Origin of the sequence: Corynebacterium sp. MSK041 (assembly GCF_030232265.1) — a bacterium.
GTDB lineage: Bacteria > Actinomycetota > Actinomycetes > Mycobacteriales > Mycobacteriaceae > Corynebacterium.
The window spans coordinates 20,806-35,853 of record NZ_JASPJK010000010.1 but is presented as its reverse complement, the minus strand read 5'-3'; the positions used below and the strand labels follow the sequence as shown (position 1 = coordinate 35,853).

General features: G+C 59.0%; 12 protein-coding genes. 5 read left to right on the top strand and 7 right to left on the bottom strand.

The genetic code is table 11. The features are described 5' to 3' along the window. Positions 1 to 164 precede the first annotated feature (164 nt). The 3 genes from QP968_RS08470 to QP968_RS08460 all read left to right on the top strand — a co-directional run bounded on the left by QP968_RS08470 (position 165) and on the right by QP968_RS08460 (position 7,061). Positions 165 to 1,955 carry a long-chain-fatty-acid--CoA ligase gene (locus QP968_RS08470; RefSeq protein WP_284855971.1) on the top strand — a complete coding sequence of 597 codons (1,791 nt, stop codon included), beginning with the start codon at positions 165 to 167 and terminating at the stop codon, positions 1,953 to 1,955. A gap of 316 nt (positions 1,956 to 2,271) precedes the next feature. Continuing rightward, entirely contained in the window at positions 2,272 to 5,655 is a 3,384-nt protein-coding gene (locus QP968_RS08465) for an HtaA domain-containing protein (protein ID WP_284855970.1), read from the top strand. A 344-nt stretch (positions 5,656 to 5,999) separates the two neighbouring features. Continuing rightward, on the top strand, positions 6,000 to 7,061 hold the full coding sequence (locus QP968_RS08460; RefSeq protein ID WP_284855969.1) for a hypothetical protein: 1,062 nt from the start codon (positions 6,000 to 6,002) through the stop codon (positions 7,059 to 7,061). A 6-nt stretch (positions 7,062 to 7,067) separates the two neighbouring features. On the opposite strand, the gene QP968_RS08455 is transcribed toward QP968_RS08460, so the two are convergent. Further along, the gene (locus QP968_RS08455; protein ID WP_284855968.1) at positions 7,068 to 8,129 is read right to left on the bottom strand and encodes a UDP-N-acetylmuramate dehydrogenase; all 1,062 of its coding nucleotides are present in this window, start codon (positions 8,127 to 8,129) and stop codon (positions 7,068 to 7,070) included. A gap of 24 nt (positions 8,130 to 8,153) precedes the next feature. On the opposite strand from QP968_RS08455, the gene QP968_RS08450 reads away from it, so the two are divergent. Beyond that, positions 8,154 to 8,645, top strand: a complete 492-nt coding sequence (locus QP968_RS08450) for a DUF2505 domain-containing protein (protein ID WP_284855967.1) — start codon at positions 8,154 to 8,156, stop codon at positions 8,643 to 8,645. 100 nt (positions 8,646 to 8,745) lie between these two features. After that, positions 8,746 to 9,522 carry an LmeA family phospholipid-binding protein gene (locus QP968_RS08445; RefSeq protein WP_284855966.1) on the top strand — a complete coding sequence of 259 codons (777 nt, stop codon included), beginning with the start codon at positions 8,746 to 8,748 and terminating at the stop codon, positions 9,520 to 9,522. On the opposite strand, the gene QP968_RS08440 is transcribed toward QP968_RS08445, so the two are convergent. The 6 genes from QP968_RS08440 to QP968_RS08415 all read right to left on the bottom strand — a co-directional run bounded on the left by QP968_RS08440 (position 9,503) and on the right by QP968_RS08415 (position 15,043). Further along, the gene (locus QP968_RS08440) at positions 9,503 to 10,078 is read right to left on the bottom strand and encodes a hypothetical protein (RefSeq protein ID WP_284855965.1); all 576 of its coding nucleotides are present in this window, start codon (positions 10,076 to 10,078) and stop codon (positions 9,503 to 9,505) included. The two genes, QP968_RS08445 and QP968_RS08440, sit on opposite strands and share 20 nt — an antisense overlap. 5 nt (positions 10,079 to 10,083) lie before the next feature. Beyond that, complete coding sequence (locus tag QP968_RS08435) at positions 10,084 to 10,407, bottom strand: DUF2516 family protein (protein WP_502870033.1); 324 nt, start codon at positions 10,405 to 10,407, stop codon at positions 10,084 to 10,086. Positions 10,408 to 10,455: 48 nt separating this feature from the next. Beyond that, positions 10,456 to 11,778, bottom strand: coding sequence for a DUF445 domain-containing protein (locus QP968_RS08430; RefSeq protein ID WP_284855964.1), 1,323 nt, complete (start codon positions 11,776 to 11,778; stop codon positions 10,456 to 10,458). Positions 11,779 to 11,864: 86 nt separating this feature from the next. Then, on the bottom strand, positions 11,865 to 12,242 hold the full coding sequence (locus QP968_RS08425) for a hypothetical protein (protein WP_284855963.1): 378 nt from the start codon (positions 12,240 to 12,242) through the stop codon (positions 11,865 to 11,867). Positions 12,243 to 12,272: 30 nt separating this feature from the next. Further along, entirely contained in the window at positions 12,273 to 13,022 is a 750-nt protein-coding gene (locus QP968_RS08420) for a succinate dehydrogenase/fumarate reductase iron-sulfur subunit (RefSeq protein ID WP_284855962.1), read from the bottom strand. Beyond that, the gene (locus QP968_RS08415; protein ID WP_284855961.1) at positions 13,022 to 15,043 is read right to left on the bottom strand and encodes a fumarate reductase/succinate dehydrogenase flavoprotein subunit; all 2,022 of its coding nucleotides are present in this window, start codon (positions 15,041 to 15,043) and stop codon (positions 13,022 to 13,024) included. Before QP968_RS08415 ends, QP968_RS08420 begins: the two co-directional genes overlap by 1 nt. Positions 15,044 to 15,048: the final 5 nt, after the last annotated feature.

The following is a 15,048-nucleotide window of genomic DNA, read 5'->3' as shown; positions in this document are numbered from 1 at the left end:
CTACAGCCCGCTGTGGCCCATCATCCTAGCGCGCCAATGCGCCTTACTCGGAACAAGCAAAGGTTGCGTGATTTAAGTTACAAAATTTCCCCCATAGCTTACGGATCACATATATACTTCGCGGGAGTAAACCAATTCACAACAAACGTGGAGGGCAGACAATAATGTCGGCATTCGAAGAAAGAGCCTGGCTATCCAGCTACGCAGAGTGGACTCCGCCGGAGGTAGAACTCGGCGATGACACCATCTTGGACATCTATGACGAAACGTTGGCCAAGAAGTCCCATAAGAATGCTCTGTACTTCTTCGGCAAAACCACCACCTACGCTGAGCTTGACCGTCAGGTCCGTAGCTGTGCTGCCGGCCTCCAGGCCTTCGGCGTCCGTCCAGGTGACCGCGTTGCACTGGTCATGCCGAACTGCCCGCAGTTTGTTGTCTCCTTCATCGCCACACTGAAGCTGGGCGCATCCGTTGTTGCACACAACCCGCTCTACACCGAGCACGAGCTGCGCGGACAGTTCCAGGACCACGGCGCACGCGTGGCCATCATGTGGGACAAGGCTGCAGGCAACCTCGCAGGCCTACGCAAGGACACTCCGCTGGAGACCATCATCTCCGTGGATATGACTAAGGCAATGCCGAAGTACATGGAGCTCGCGCTCAAGTACGTTCCGGTGAAGAAGCTGCGCGAATCCCGTGAGAAGCTCTCCGGCCCCGCACCGGACACCATCGCATTTGAGATGCTGCTGTCTTCCGCCATCGGCGGCGAAGGCCATGATCTTGCCCGCCCGGAGATTGACCAGGACACCACCGCCGTGATCCTGTACACCTCCGGCACCACCGGTGAGCCCAAGGGTGCCCAGATCACCCACGGCAACTTCAACTACCAGATGAAGGCCGGTAAGGCTTGGGTGAAGGGCCTCGGCGAGATCGATGAGAAGATCTTCGCTGTCCTCCCGCTCTTCCACGTCTACGGTCTGGCCCTCAACCTCGGCCTGGGCATCATGGTCGGCGGCGAGATCATCCTGCTGCCCGCACCAGAGCCAGACCTGATCCAGGACGCACTGAAGAAGAACCCGCCTACCTGGATGCCGGGCGTGCCCACCCTGTACCAGCGCATCAGCCAGTCCGCCATCAAGAACGGCACCACACTGGACTCCATCCGCAACTCCTTCTCCGGCGCATCCACGCTGCCGGTCTCCACGGTGGAGGCATGGGAGAAGGTCACCGGCGGTAACCTCGTGGAAGGCTACGGTCTGACCGAGACCTCGCCGATTGTCACCGCGAACCCGATGGACGGCACCCGTCGCCCCGGCTACATCGGCATCCCGTTCCCGAACACCCTCGTCCGCATCGTCAACCCCGACAACCCGACCGAGCTCATGCCGGACGGCGAGCCGGGCGAGCTCATTGTCAAGGGCCCGCAGGTGATGAAGGGCTACCTGAACAAGCCCGAGGCTACCGAGAAGGCGTTTGTCGACGGCTACTTCCGCACTGGTGACATGGGCATCATGGAAGAGGACGGCTGGCTCCGCCTGGTCTCCCGCATCAAGGAGATGATCATCACCGGCGGCTTCAACGTCTACCCGGATGAGGTGGAGAACGTCATGCGTGAGCACCGCGACATCGAAGACATCGCTGTCGTGGGTCGCCCGCGCGATGATGGCTCCGAGGATGTCGTTGCTTGTATCACCCTCGCCGAGGGTGCAGCGCTCGACCCGAAGGGTCTGCAGGACTACGCGCGTAAGCGCCTCACCGCGTACAAGGTGCCACGCACCTTCTACCACTTCGAGGAGCTCAACCGCGATATGACCGGCAAGATCCGCCGCCGTGAGGTCCAGCAGTCTCTGATCGACCGCCTCAACGCCGGCACCGCTGCCGACGGTGAGAACGCCGCCGGCACCCCGGAGGCGCCGACCGAGGAGCAGATCGAGCAGGGCAAGCAGGACAACTAACGCCTAGCCCAACGCCACGCGAGCCTCTTCCCGCCAACGCGGGAAGAGGCTTCGTCGTTGTTGGCTGCGGAGCCGGTTTGACTATGCCACCGCACGCGCAGCAAAAACCCAGGTCAAAAACACACAGCGAAGTGCATAGTCAAACGGACCCGAAAGCCGCTCGAGGCGCCAAGCAGCGTGTGCACCAAGAACCTAGCTCTACCCCCGGCCACCCACTCAACATTTAGATTGATGTGACATTAGGCTAACCTTCATTCACCTGATCTGGTAATTTTCCAGGACCATTTTCCCAATCTTTTTAATCCAAGGAAGGCTCATGTCCATCTCCGCAAGGCGCACATGGGCGGCACTGTTCATGGTGCTCGCGATCATTTCGAGTGCGCTCATGCCACCGCCCAAAACTGCCCATGCCCAAGAAAGTTTCTCCATCACTCAAGGCCGAGTGACTTGGGGAATCTACGAGTCTTGGCGCAACTACGTCGGTGCCCAAGCAGCAACAGTATCTGGGGGCGTTGAAGTGCTACCCAGCGGTGAGTACAGCTGGCCAATTGAATCCGGCACGTACGACCCGGAGTCGAACACCCTAAAGGTGAAAACCAAAGGCCAAGTTAGGTTCACGCAGTACAAAATGCCTGACGGCACGTACCAGCTCGATTCGACCTATAAAAACGTTGAAGTTGTGATTTCTCCTACCTCCCAAGAGATTCGTTTGGACTACGTGGGCAACTCTCGGTCGACCGGGCAGCTGGAAGAAAAATCCGGCACGTACGCGACCCTGAATCTCTCCGACGTGAATCCCACGACGGAAAACAATACGACCACGTGGAATCGGATTCCTGCTTTTCAGGCCTCTCTCATTGACCTCTACCCGGAGGGCACACCCATCGACCCAGTGTCCATCGAGTATGAAGGACCTGGTGGCAAGCCCGATACATCCCAACCGGAACTCCCCGGTGGCATTCCCGTCTTGTCCCCGAATCAAACATGGGTGAGCAACACCCAGGACGAGCAACCTTTTGTCACCTTCGCCTCACCAACAAATGACCTGTTGCACGTCATCGAATATTCCAAGATCACCTCGGACACACCTGCGCTGACGCTCCGGCATATCAAGGCCAGCACGATGGAGGAACTTGCGTCCGAACCATTGCCGGTGAGCAAGTCAACCTCGGCCCGTTTTGCCTACGACCCGGAAAGCGAGTCGGTGTTTTACAGTGATTTATCGCTTGGTGCGAACCGCTCTGGCCTGAGCAATGTGGACATCAAGAGGGCTCAATACAATCCTGAAACCAAGCAGACGCAGGTCAGTACTGTCGCAACGCTTACCGACGACCCGGATTATCGCCGTATCGGCTCCATCGTCTGGGACTCCCACGAAAACGAGCTTGTTGTCGCAATCGACACTGGCACGAACAATCCGAAGAAGATCGGGTTCGTGTATCTGGACGGGGAGGACTGGAGCGAAACGATCGCACCGCTGAACCTTGAATCCCGTCGAATCGGCGAACAACAGCCCTTCATGCTCAGCCCGTCAATGTTCACCAGTGAGTCATTCCAGCCAATGAATATCGTTCCCATCGGCGACGGTGTTTATGTGGCTGCACTCGGTGGCACCTACCAAACTGCGGGGAGCGCGAAACGTAAAGGTATGCCAGCGTTTCTCCTTGAGCGCGCCGGCAAGCAAACATTTGCAACACCGATCGCAGGCACCACTCCTTCAAAGCAGGCACTGCTAGGAACTGCATACTCCATTGCTCAACGAATAGACGATAAGCACGTCCTCCTTAGCACCGCTGACCTTTTCTACGGTGACCTGCAGGTAGTCACTGTAGAAGACGACGAGGCCGAGGCAGGCGAAGAATTCACCCTTCCTAACTGGGAAAATACTGCAGCTTACGCCGCAACCTTCGATCCAACATCGGGATTCCAGTATGTGCTCGGCCGGGATAAAGCCCTGTATGTTCTCCGTGACGGTGCGTTTGTCCACCGCTACCAATTCCCTGATACCTCGAATGCCGGCTTGTCTCCACAACCAACGTTCCCACTCACGGTCACCGCAGACGGATCCGTGGTCTTCCAGGTGACAGACCCTGAAACCAAAAACGCTGGCTTGAGGCGCTTTGAGCTGCTCGGAACATCGCCGTCGTTCACCGCTTCGCCAGCGTCCGCCACAATCAACCTCGGACGTGACCATGAAGGGTCCGTGACCCTGAACGCGGAGGCAACGAAGACAGACCTGGCTAGCACTCGCCAGTGGCAGGTCAAACGCCCCAATGAAGGCTCCTTTGAGGATATCGCCGGAGAAACAGGGGATGAGCTGACAATCAATGTCACCGCGGCCGATAACGGCACACAGTTCCGTGCGGTCGAACGCACTGCACGCGGGGACGTGGTGTCCGATGCCGCGACCATCACTGTGACAGGCGCACCGGCTGTGACCCAACACCCCAAAGACATCACCGTTAAGGCAGGTGATCAAGCCGCTTTCAGCGCGAGCTTCGCATCCCATCCGCCAGCAACCAAAGTCGTGTGGCAGCGCTACTCCAACGGGTTCTGGGCAGATATTTCGCTTGACGACGACACGACGGTAGAAACCCATGACACCACCTCGGTGCTTACCCTGTCCAAGATCACTCCCGACATGAATTCAGTGAGGGTCCGAGCACACGCAGTGAACGACGCGGGCGATATCTTCACCGCTCCGGCAACACTGACCGTGAAGCAGACAGGGAGCTCAGGCGAAACACCAACCCAACCAGAAGCGCGATCTGTCAAAGAGGCCAAAATGCGCTGGGCTTTCAACGACGAGCTCCAGCGCCGTCCACCCGCTGGAGGCGTTAACTACCTCTCGGCTGGCATTTCTGATGGAACGGAAGCAACTTACTCCGCCGACAACGGTGATGTATCCATCAAGATTCTCAACGGCGATTCCGTAGTGTCTCCTTCATGGGAGACCAAGGCTGACTTCCTCGGTACGGAAAAAGCACAACAGGTAGTGGAGCTTTCGGGCGGTCACGGTTCTATCAATCCAGATGGATCTGCCACGATCGTGTGGAAAGGCTCAATGAGCTTCAACTACTACGGAGGCTTGGCGGTATTTAGCATCACTAACCCCCGTCTCGTGACCAACGCAGATGGAACTGGAGAACTACGTGGCAACCTATCCGGTTACGAAACTGATCGCACTGCGTTAACAAAACGCCCACTACAGCCCCGCAAGGACGTTCAAATTGCAACATTCAAGCATGTCCATATTGATGGAGCTGGATCCATTACCGTCTCGCCTGAATTCGCGGGCCGGGAGATTGAAGTTCCCGAAGGACATCGACCGCAGAACCGTTCCGTAGCAGGATGGGGAGCATGGCCGCAAGAGTTTGTGGACTTCCAGTTCGAAACAGGCCTGTCCTCTTACTGGTACTCGTCGGGAGGCTCCTCTGACAGTGCCAAGGTTCCGCATCCGGTTACCTTCGACTTCGGCACTACGGCAGATCAGGACTCCACCACCACGCCAACTCCTACGCCGGAGCCGCCAATGCCTACCCCCTCAGAATCTTCTGATGGCCCCTCCTGGCTTCGTATCCTCGGCGGGACGTTGCTGGCCCTTTCAAGTGTGATTAGTGCGCTTTCGCTCGTGGGCATGATGCTTCTCAACGCATATCCAGACCTGCGAAAGTACCTGCCTTCAATCGTCCCCAACTAACGCCTCGCTCAACCGCTAAAGCCCCTTCCCGCCAATGAACTAGCCCCCGAAAGTTGGACTGAGAAATCAGTTACTGACTAGTGGGGAGTAGTTCACTTGGCGGGGAGGGGCTTCGTCGTTGGTTCTGCAGAACCGGTTTGACTATGCCGCCCGGCGCGCAGCAAAAACCCAGGTCGTGGTTGGACGGTGTGGCGCATAGTCAAACCAGCCCGAAATCCAATCTGACATGACCCCCACGCGCCACTCAATATTTCGATTGACACCCGTTTAGGTTACCCTTTATTCATCTGATCCCGCGGGTTCCCGCGGTCATGTTCTCAATCCCCTCAACCCAAGGAAGGCTCATGTCCATCTCTGCAAGGCGCATATGGGTAGCGCTGTTCATGGCGCTCGCGATCATTTTGGGCCCACTCATGCCACCTCCCACAAGCGCTCATGCCCAGGAAGCAACCCCCGCTCCGCAGGAAACACGGACCATCAGGGACGCACAGCTGCGCTGGTCCATCAGCGATCAGCTTCAAAAACGGCCACCTGTAGGCGGTGTCAACTACCTCACAGCTGGTATTTCCGACGGAAAGAAGACGACCTACTCTGCCAACGACGGCGACGTGGCTATCAAGATCGTCAACGGCGACTCCGTCACTTCCCCTACCTGGAATACCAAGAACAACTTCCTGCGCATGGGCAATGCGCAACAGGTAGTTGAGTTTTCGGGCGGTCACGGCGCTATCAATCCGGATGGCTCTGCCACAATCGCGTGGGAAGGCTCAATGAGCTTCAACTTCTTCGGAGGGATGGCGGTGTTCAGCATCACCAACCCCCACCTGGTGGTCAATTCAGGCGGCACCGGGGAATTGCGTGGGGACCTGTCAGGCTACAGATCTGATCGCGTCAAACTAACAAAACACCCACTGGCACCCCGTCAGGATGTTCAAATTGCGACATTCAAGAATGTCCACATTGACGGCACTGGATCTGTTGTTATTTCGCCTGAATATGCGGGACGCGAAATTGAGGTAGAGCAAGGGAACCGACCACAGGTGCGCTCCGGAGCAGCGTGGGGAGCGTGGCCACAAGAGTTTGTGGACTTCCAATTTGAAACAGGCCTGTCGTCGTTCTGGTACACCTCAGGAGGCTCCACGGACGCGGCTAAGGTTCCGCACCCCATAACCGTCGACTTTGACGCCAAGACGGAGCAGGACCCTACCATCACACCGATTCCTTCGCCGGAGCCTCCGAAGCCCGTCCCTTCGGAATCGTCTGATGTTCCTGCGTGGCTTCGCATCCTCGGTGGGACGCTGGTGGTCCTTTCAAGTGTGATTAGCGCACTTTCGCTCATGGGCGTGCTGCTTCTGAACGCATACCCGGATCTGCGAAAGCACTTGCCGCCGATCGGCCTTAACTAACGCAAGCTAGTCCAGGGAAACACCCACCCACACCGGTTCCGGCACGAGGGTGACACCGAAGCGGTCGCGGACGCCGTCGCGGATGGTGCGGGCCAGCGCGACGATGTCGTCGGCGGTGGCGGTGCCACGGTTGGTTAGCGCCAGGGTGTGCTTGGTGGACAGGCGGGCGGGGGCGTCTTCGCTGGGGAAACCACGGGAGAAGCCAGCGCGCTCAATGATCCAGGCGGCAGACAGCTTCACCATGCCGTCGGGCTGGGGGTAGCGCGGCATGGTGGCGGCGTCGGGGCCGACGGTACGGGCGACCTCGTCAGCGACGGCCGCGGGCACGATCGGGTTGGTGAAGAAGGAGCCGGCGGACCAGGTGTCATGGTCCGCAGCCTCCAACACCATCCCCTTGGAGGCGCGGACGCGGAGGATGTCCGCGCGGGCGTCGGCAAGCGGAAGGCGCTCCCCGCCCAGGTGACGCAGTGGGATGGACAGGTCAGCGGGCGCGAGCTGCATCTCGATGTCCAGGACAACCGCGCGGCCGGTGAACTTCAGGTTGGAATAGCGGTATGCCAGTTCAAGAGAGCTGGCGGGCACCCACTCAGTCGCACCGGTTTCGCGGTTGTACAGGTGGACGCGGGTGAGCACGTCGGAGACCTCCGCACCATAAGCGCCGACGTTTTGTACCGGCGTGGCACCGGCAGAGCCGGGGATCCCCGACAGGGTTTCAATACCGGAAAGTCCCGCCTCCACCGTGGCGGCGACAACGTCATCCCACACAGCACCTGCGCCGGCGCGAACAAGACCCGGCACACCATCGGCGTTCACCTCAATACCGTCATTGGCGGCGATCACCACAACAAGATCAAGGTCCCCCTCAGCCACGACGAGGTTGGAGCCGCCGCCGATGATGAGGAGGGGGGTACGGGAGGCGTCGATAAGCGAAACGGTGCGCGCAAGCTCGTCAGAGGTGCGGGCGCGATATGCGTAGCGCGGGGAACCTCCCACACGCAACGTAGTCAGGTCGGCTAAACGCACGCCGTCAATTTGCTCGGCCGGTGGAGTCGCTGAATGTTCATGCACTCAAACAACGGTAGTCTGTTTGGCATGGCAACTCATAGCGAAAACACCGTGACCATCAACCAGCCCGTAGCAAAGGTGCACGAGGCATACTCCTCCCGCGCATACTGGGAGTTCATCGCCGCAAACCTGTCGCCTGAGGCAGGCGAGGTCAACGAATTCACCGATAACTCCGTTACCCTCTTCGAGGTTCTACCCACTACCGTCCTGCCAGAGGCCGTGCAGTCCATGGTTTCCCAGGCGCTGAAGGTCAAGCGCGTGGTCAACATCGGCGCGCTCGAGGGCGACGCAGCTGAGGTCTCCTACACCGCTGACGTCAAGGGCACCCCGGTGGACTTCGGTGGCACCATCAAGCTCGCCGGCGCTGGCGAGACCACCACGCTGAGCTACGACAACGAGGTTTCCGTGAACATCCCGTTCATGGGCCCGGCGATCGAGCCGAAGGTGGGCGAAGCCCTGGGTGACCTGTTCAACCAGGAGGGCGAGCTGACCGAGAAGTGGATCAGCGAGAACCTCTAAACCCCGCCTCACGCCACACCGCTTCCCCCCAGGAAACTCACAGGATCTTTGATGGGAGCACACGTGGCAATGTCAAGTGTGTGATGAACAATAACGTTCCATGACGCGCACGAAATCACGCCGAGGACTCAAAATTGTCCTTGGAATCCTCGCTGCGCTGATCGTGCTGTTTTTCGTTTTGGAAATAGCCATCCGAGTGTTCATCACGCAGCAAATCAAAACAAGTTTTCTCGATGGCGCGCCCGAAACCGTGACCGTGGAGCGTGAGCCCAAGGTGTACTTCGGTGCGCAGCCAGTTTTGTTTGGGCTGGCCACTGGGAAGATCCACCACATCAACCTGGATCTGCCGTCCACTCTCACCCCTGATAGCACCTCTATTGCTGGCACCCCAGCTGCGAAAATCAATGCGACTGGGTTCATTCTTGATCCTGATGATCCTCGGGCAGACCGGGTTGAGGTGCACACTATTTTGCCGCAGGCGGTTGTCCGCGACATGCTGCAGCGCGAGCTTGGGGCCTCGCTGGAGGAGACCAGCGATGGGCAGTTCCCCGGCTACAACAAGATCCTTAATGTCTCCAACGTGCAGGCAAACCCGGATGGTGGCACCTTCACCATCGTGTTTTCCAGTGGTGCTTTTGCCGTAGAGTTACGCCCGAATATTCAGAATGGCCAGCCCGTGTTTGAGGCGGTGTCCACTCAGCTTCTGGGGCGTAGTTTGCCGGACTTCTTCTCAGACGCAGTGAGCGTTGCGCTCGAGCGTGGCCTCAATGACCAGGTGGTTGGCCCCATGAAGGTGGAACGTTTTGACGTGGTTGATGGCGGTTTTGCCGTGACCATCATCGGGGAGAACGTTCACTTCAACGACTTGCAGGTGTAATAAACACGCGGTGCGCGCCAGCGTAGAGCGCGTCCACTGCCCCCTCAAGGGTCTCCACACCATAGACCGCCAGTTCACAGGCCGTCGACGGTAGATCCGCCCCAGCAGGCACCGCGAGGACAGCTACCTCTGCACGTTGCGCGATGCGCGCGAGAGCTTCAATTTTTTGCTTATCGACGCTCCCTGCAACCACCCCCACCCTCGCCGGCTCATCCACCACCTGGCTTACTGCAATGATGTCCGCCAGCACGGCGCTGGCACTGCTGTTGTCGCCGGCGACAAGCAGATCAGTATCCACCGCTAGCCACATCTCCCCTGCACCTTCCTGGACTGCCAGGCGTGCCTCAGCCGCTTTGATCAGGCTGTGGTGGCGTCCCGTTGGCCACCCCACGAGCGCGATGACGGGGGCTGCTGACCCGGCCACTCCGGTGGGTTCGACGACAAGGCCTGCCTGAGGGTCGTCGATAATGCTGCTGCTTGATGGCGCTTTGGCCCCCGGGTCAAAGACTCCGATGCGCTGTGAGAGCCACGCAAGATCCTCAGCGGAAACGTCCACGCCGACTACCAGCCGTAATTACCGCGCAGGATGTTATTGATCTGGGGGCGCACATCGAAGAAGTAAATACCGATGAACACGCACCCAATCAGGCCGAGGAAGCCGAAACCGCTCAAGCAGGCAGCACCACTGCCTACGAGGACGGCCACCCACGCCCACTTCTGCATACGGTCTGCCGCAGTAAACGCATCATCGCGCGTGACACTCGCCATCCCCGCCCCCACGAGGCCTGCGAGACCCACGAGCGCCATAACCAACTGGCGCAGCAAGGTGGGTGAAAGCATGATCCACGCTTCAAGCGGAAGGTTCGAGAGCTGGAGCAAGGTCATGGCGGGATCAAAGCCTTTCTACGGTCAGGAATTGTCTTGGGTTTGAGCTTAGAGCAGGAAGTGACTCACCGTGTAAATAGCAATGCCGGCGAGCGCACCGACAATCGTGCCGTTCAGACGAATGAACTGCAGGTCCTTACCCACCTCCACCTCAATCTTCTCCGCGGCTTCCTGGCCATCCCAGCTCTGAATCTGCTTAGCAATCATTCCAGTGATTTCGTCCGCGGCATACTTCGCCGACCAGCGGGCTAGGCCCTCAATACGGCGGTCCAAGTCTTCCCGCAGCAATGCATCATTGTTGATGCGCTCACCCAACCTTTGAGCGGAGGCGGCACCACGGCGACGGAGGTAGGAGTTGGGGTCCACCGCAGCGTCGATAAGCGACTCTGAGGCCGCATCCCACAACTCTCCCGCAAGATTCGCTGCTGCACGCGACCCCATGATGTCCTGCTTCAGCTCCTCGATGCGCGTGATCATCTCCGCATCAAACTGGAGGTCCTGCGCGAACTGCGAAAGCGTACGGCGGATCGCGCCACGCGCCTCATGCTGCGGATCAGTATCCACCTCCGCCATGAACACAACCAGCTCGCGGTACACCCGCTCCCCCACAAGCTCCTTGGCAAAACGCGGTGCCCAACGTGGCATACGCTCATCAATCAAGGTGACCACCGTGGGTTCCATCTCCCGCACCTTGACGCGGCCCCATGAAATGATCTCCTGCACAACCGGCTCAACCTTGCCGTCCGCAATGAGTGCATCAAGTATCCGCCCCAACGGAGGCCCCCACGCTGGTTCCGTAAACCGGCTGATCACCTGCTGATTAATCAGGGCCTCTGCCTCCGTACGATCAATCGCATTGATGGCGTGCACAGTGAACTGGCACGCCTTGTCCGTAACCAGCTCCGCATTCTCCGGCTGCGCTAAGAATGAACCCAGTTTCTCCGAGAGATTCGCATTAGAGATCTGCTGCGCGATCTGATCCGCATTCAGAAAATTATCCCCAACGAACTTAGACAAGTCCCCAGCGATCTGATCCTTCTTACGAGGCACCAACGCGGTGTGCGGGATTGGCAGTCCCATCGGGTGCCGGAACAGCGCTGTAACAGCGAACCAATCCGCCAAACCACCAACCATGCCGGCCTCAGCGCCTGCGCGTAGCAGACCAACCCACCATGCAGCATTTCCATCCAGGTGCTTTAGCCACAACGTGCAGATGATAAAAATAATCGCCGCCACGACGAGCAAGCCCGTCATGATCGTTTTATGGATCCGCAGCGAACGGCGCTTCTCTGCCTGGTCCGCAAGGGACAAGCCCGGAACCCCCAACCTATTCAAATCGGCGGCGGCACTATCGAGAGTGTATTCAGCCATAGCTTGATTAAAGCGCAAAGAAACCTCCCACTCACGTTTACACACGTGAAGTGGGAGGTTTCCCTGTTTAGGCTTTCGTGGCGCCGTTAGTTCCGGCGACCAGTCTCCTTACGGTAAGCCTTGTAGTCCTTGCGACCAACAGCGATCAGAACAATCGAACCAATCACCATCACCGCAGTCATCACCGCACCAGCGATGAAGAGCTCGTTGGTGATGTTGTCCGAAGCACCGTGGCCCCAAATGTAGGTGCCAGCACCGTAGATCAACGTGCCCATACCAGCCAGGGAAGCCAGCATCAGGCCCATGCCGATCCAGGTGGTGTTACGCATCAGCGAAGAGTGCGGTGCACCCAACGAAACCGGGTCATAGCCCTCGATGTAGCTGTCCTGGATCTTCTGGCCGTACTCCGGGAAGGTCTCGACGGAACGATCCGCAACAGGTGCAGGTCCGTGGTGTCCACTCATGGAAATTCCTCTCTTCCTTTAAAGCGAAGCCTAGTCGTCCTTACCGCGGAATGCCGCGCGGGCACGCTCACGGTTGACAGCGCCGACAGCCTCAAGCGGGATACCAGCCGGGCACACATCTGCACACTCACCGAAGAGGGTGCAGTGGCCGAAGTTGGTCTCCAGCTCATCAACCATCTGACGAGCACGCTTGCCGCGCTCCTCCTTGCCCAGTGGCAGGAGCTTCAGGTGGCTCAGCTTAGCGCCGGTGAACAGGTGCGCAGCACCGTTCGGGCAGGCAGCCACACAAGCACCACAGCCAATGCAGGCAGCGAAGTCGAGCGCCTTCTCAGCGGTCTCGTGGTTCACGTGCAGAGTATCTGCATCCGGAGCGGTACCAGCCTGGATGGAGACGTAACCACCCTGCTGCATGACGCGGTCCAGTGCGGAGCGGTCAACGGTGAGGTCCTTGATCACCGGGAAAGCAGCAGAACGGAACGGCTCAATCTTCAGCGTGTCGCCGTCCTTGTAGTTGAACAGACGCTGCAGGCAGGCAGTGATGTTCTGGCCAGCACCGTGCGGACGACCGTTGACGGTCAGACCACAGGTACCACAGATGCCCTCACGGCAGTCAGATGCGAAGGTGAAAGGCTCCTTGCCCTCCTCAACGCGGGCGTTGTTCACGTGATCCAACAGCTCCAGGATGGACATCTGCTCAACAGCGTCATCCACCTGAACGGTCTCGAAGGATCCTTCAGTGTCGGGTCCGGCCTGACGCCAGATCTCAAGTGTCAGTTTCATTACTTGTAGTTCCTTGTCATCAGCGGGATCGAATCGAAGTACAGGGGCTCAGCGTGGCGGACGAACTTCTCCTCACCAGCCGGCTCCCAAGCGGAGACGAAGCACCAGTTCTCGTCATCACGCTCGGCCTCGCCATCCTCAGAGAGGTGGTCTTCACGGTAGTGCGCACCACAGGACTCGTCACGGTCCAGGGCGTCAATGATCATGAGCTCACCCAGGTTGATGTAGTCCGCCACACGGATGGCGTTCTCCAGCGTCTGGTTCATGTCCATTGCGGCACCCGGGATGTTCACGTTTGCCCAGAAGTCACGGCGCAGCTCACGGACAGCCTTGAGGCCCTTCTCCATGAGCTCCACGTTACGGGCAACACCGCACGATTCGTAGAGGATCGCGCCGAGCTGCTCGTGGTAGTAGTCCGGACCGTGCGGCTCATCACCGTTGATGTTCATCAGGCGGTCAATGAGCTCCTGGGAGCGGGTCACAGCTTCGGTGACTTCCTTCGCCTCAAGGTCGAGCAGCGGCTCGTTGAGGTGGCCAGCCAGGTAGTTCGGCACCGTGAACGGGAGGGTGAACCAACCGTCAACGGAAGCGGACAGCAGGGAGTTCGCGCCAAGGCGGTTAGCACCGTGGTAGGTCCAGGAGCACTCACCGGCAGCGAACAGGCCGTCGATGGAGGTCATCTCGTTAAAGTCCGTCCACAGACCACCCATGGTGAAGTGAACAGTCGGGGCAATGAGCATCGGGGACTCGTACGGGTCCTCGCCCACGGAGTCGAAGTACATCTCGAACAGGTTCGAGTAGCGCTCCTTGATCGTGTCCTTGCCCAGACGCTCAATCGCGTCAGCGAAGTCCAGGTACGCAGCGTTGTGCAGGGCACCAACGCCACGGCCAGCGTTGATCTCCTGGGAGATAGCGCGGGACGCAACGTCACGTGGAACCAGGTTGCCGAAGGCCGGGTAGCGGCGCTCCAAGAAGTAGTCACGATCCTCTTCCGGGATCTCATTCGCCGGACGGTCATCGCCCTGCTGCTTCGGCACCCAAATACGGCCGTCATTACGCAGGGACTCCGACATCAGGGTCGTCTTGGCTTGCCACTTGGCGTTGATCGGAAGACCCGTCGGGTGGAACTGCACGAAAGCCGGAGATGCCAGGTACGCACCGTGCTCGTACGCACGCATGATGGCGGAAGCATTCGAGTTCTTCGCCAGCGTGGTCTTGTGGTACACGTTGCCGTAACCGCCGGTAGCCAGAACCACAGCGTGCGCGGTGAACGGAACCAACTCACCCGTGATCAGGTTACGGGTAACAATGCCCTCGCAGCGCTTCTTGCCGTCCTTCTCGGTGATGATGAACTCAACCAGGTCATTGTGGGTGAAGATCTCCACGTTGCCCAGGTGGATCTGGCGCTGCAGTGCAGACGCCGTGGACAGCTGAAGCTGCTGGCCTGTTTGACCACGGGTGTAGTAGGTACGGGAGACCTGCACACCACCGAATGAGCGGGTAGCCAGAGCGCCACCGTACTCACGAGCAAACGGAGCACCGATCGCGTTCATGTGGTCGATCACGCGGACCGACTCAACGGCGAGGCGCCAGCAGTCGGACTCGCGGCAGCGGTAGTCACCGCCTTTGACGGTGTCCTTGGTGTGGCGGTACGCACCGTCGTTATCCATCTTCTTACCGCGGGCGGAGTTCACACCACCCTGAGCAGCAATGGAGTGCGCACGGCGCGGCGCATCGTGGTAGGTGAAGTTCTTCACGTTGTAGCCCAGCTCGCCCAATGCGGCTGCGGCAGCACCACCGGAAAGGCCGGTACCCACAACGATGACCGTGAACTTACGACGGTTCAGCGGGGAGACCAGCTCCATGTGGTCCTTCTGGTAGCTCCACATGTCACGCATCGGGATGCCCTTGGGCTCATTGTTCTCCAGGATGGTGCCCGGAGTTACACCCTTGGCCTTGGACTGCGGGTTAGTGAAGTCCTTCTTGTCGGCGTCAGTAGCCGGGTTAGTTGCAGTAGTCATTGACG

What these genes read in the sequence shown, in the direction of transcription:
- QP968_RS08470 (WP_284855971.1), top strand. Translation starts at nt 165, where the DNA reads ATGTCGGCATTCGAAGAAAGAGCCTGGCTATCCAGCTACGCAGAGTGG.
- QP968_RS08465 (WP_284855970.1), top strand. Translation starts at nt 2,272, where the DNA reads ATGTCCATCTCCGCAAGGCGCACATGGGCGGCACTGTTCATGGTGCTC.
- QP968_RS08460 (WP_284855969.1), top strand. Translation starts at nt 6,000, where the DNA reads ATGTCCATCTCTGCAAGGCGCATATGGGTAGCGCTGTTCATGGCGCTC.
- QP968_RS08450 (WP_284855967.1), top strand. Translation starts at nt 8,154, where the DNA reads ATGGCAACTCATAGCGAAAACACCGTGACCATCAACCAGCCCGTAGCA.
- QP968_RS08445 (WP_284855966.1), top strand. Translation starts at nt 8,746, where the DNA reads ATGACGCGCACGAAATCACGCCGAGGACTCAAAATTGTCCTTGGAATC.
- QP968_RS08435 (WP_502870033.1), bottom strand. Translation starts at nt 10,407, where the DNA reads ATGACCTTGCTCCAGCTCTCGAACCTTCCGCTTGAAGCGTGGATCATG.
- QP968_RS08430 (WP_284855964.1), bottom strand. Translation starts at nt 11,778, where the DNA reads ATGGCTGAATACACTCTCGATAGTGCCGCCGCCGATTTGAATAGGTTG.
- QP968_RS08425 (WP_284855963.1), bottom strand. Translation starts at nt 12,242, where the DNA reads ATGAGTGGACACCACGGACCTGCACCTGTTGCGGATCGTTCCGTCGAG.
- QP968_RS08420 (WP_284855962.1), bottom strand. Translation starts at nt 13,022, where the DNA reads ATGAAACTGACACTTGAGATCTGGCGTCAGGCCGGACCCGACACTGAA.
- QP968_RS08415 (WP_284855961.1), bottom strand. Translation starts at nt 15,043, where the DNA reads ATGACTACTGCAACTAACCCGGCTACTGACGCCGACAAGAAGGACTTC.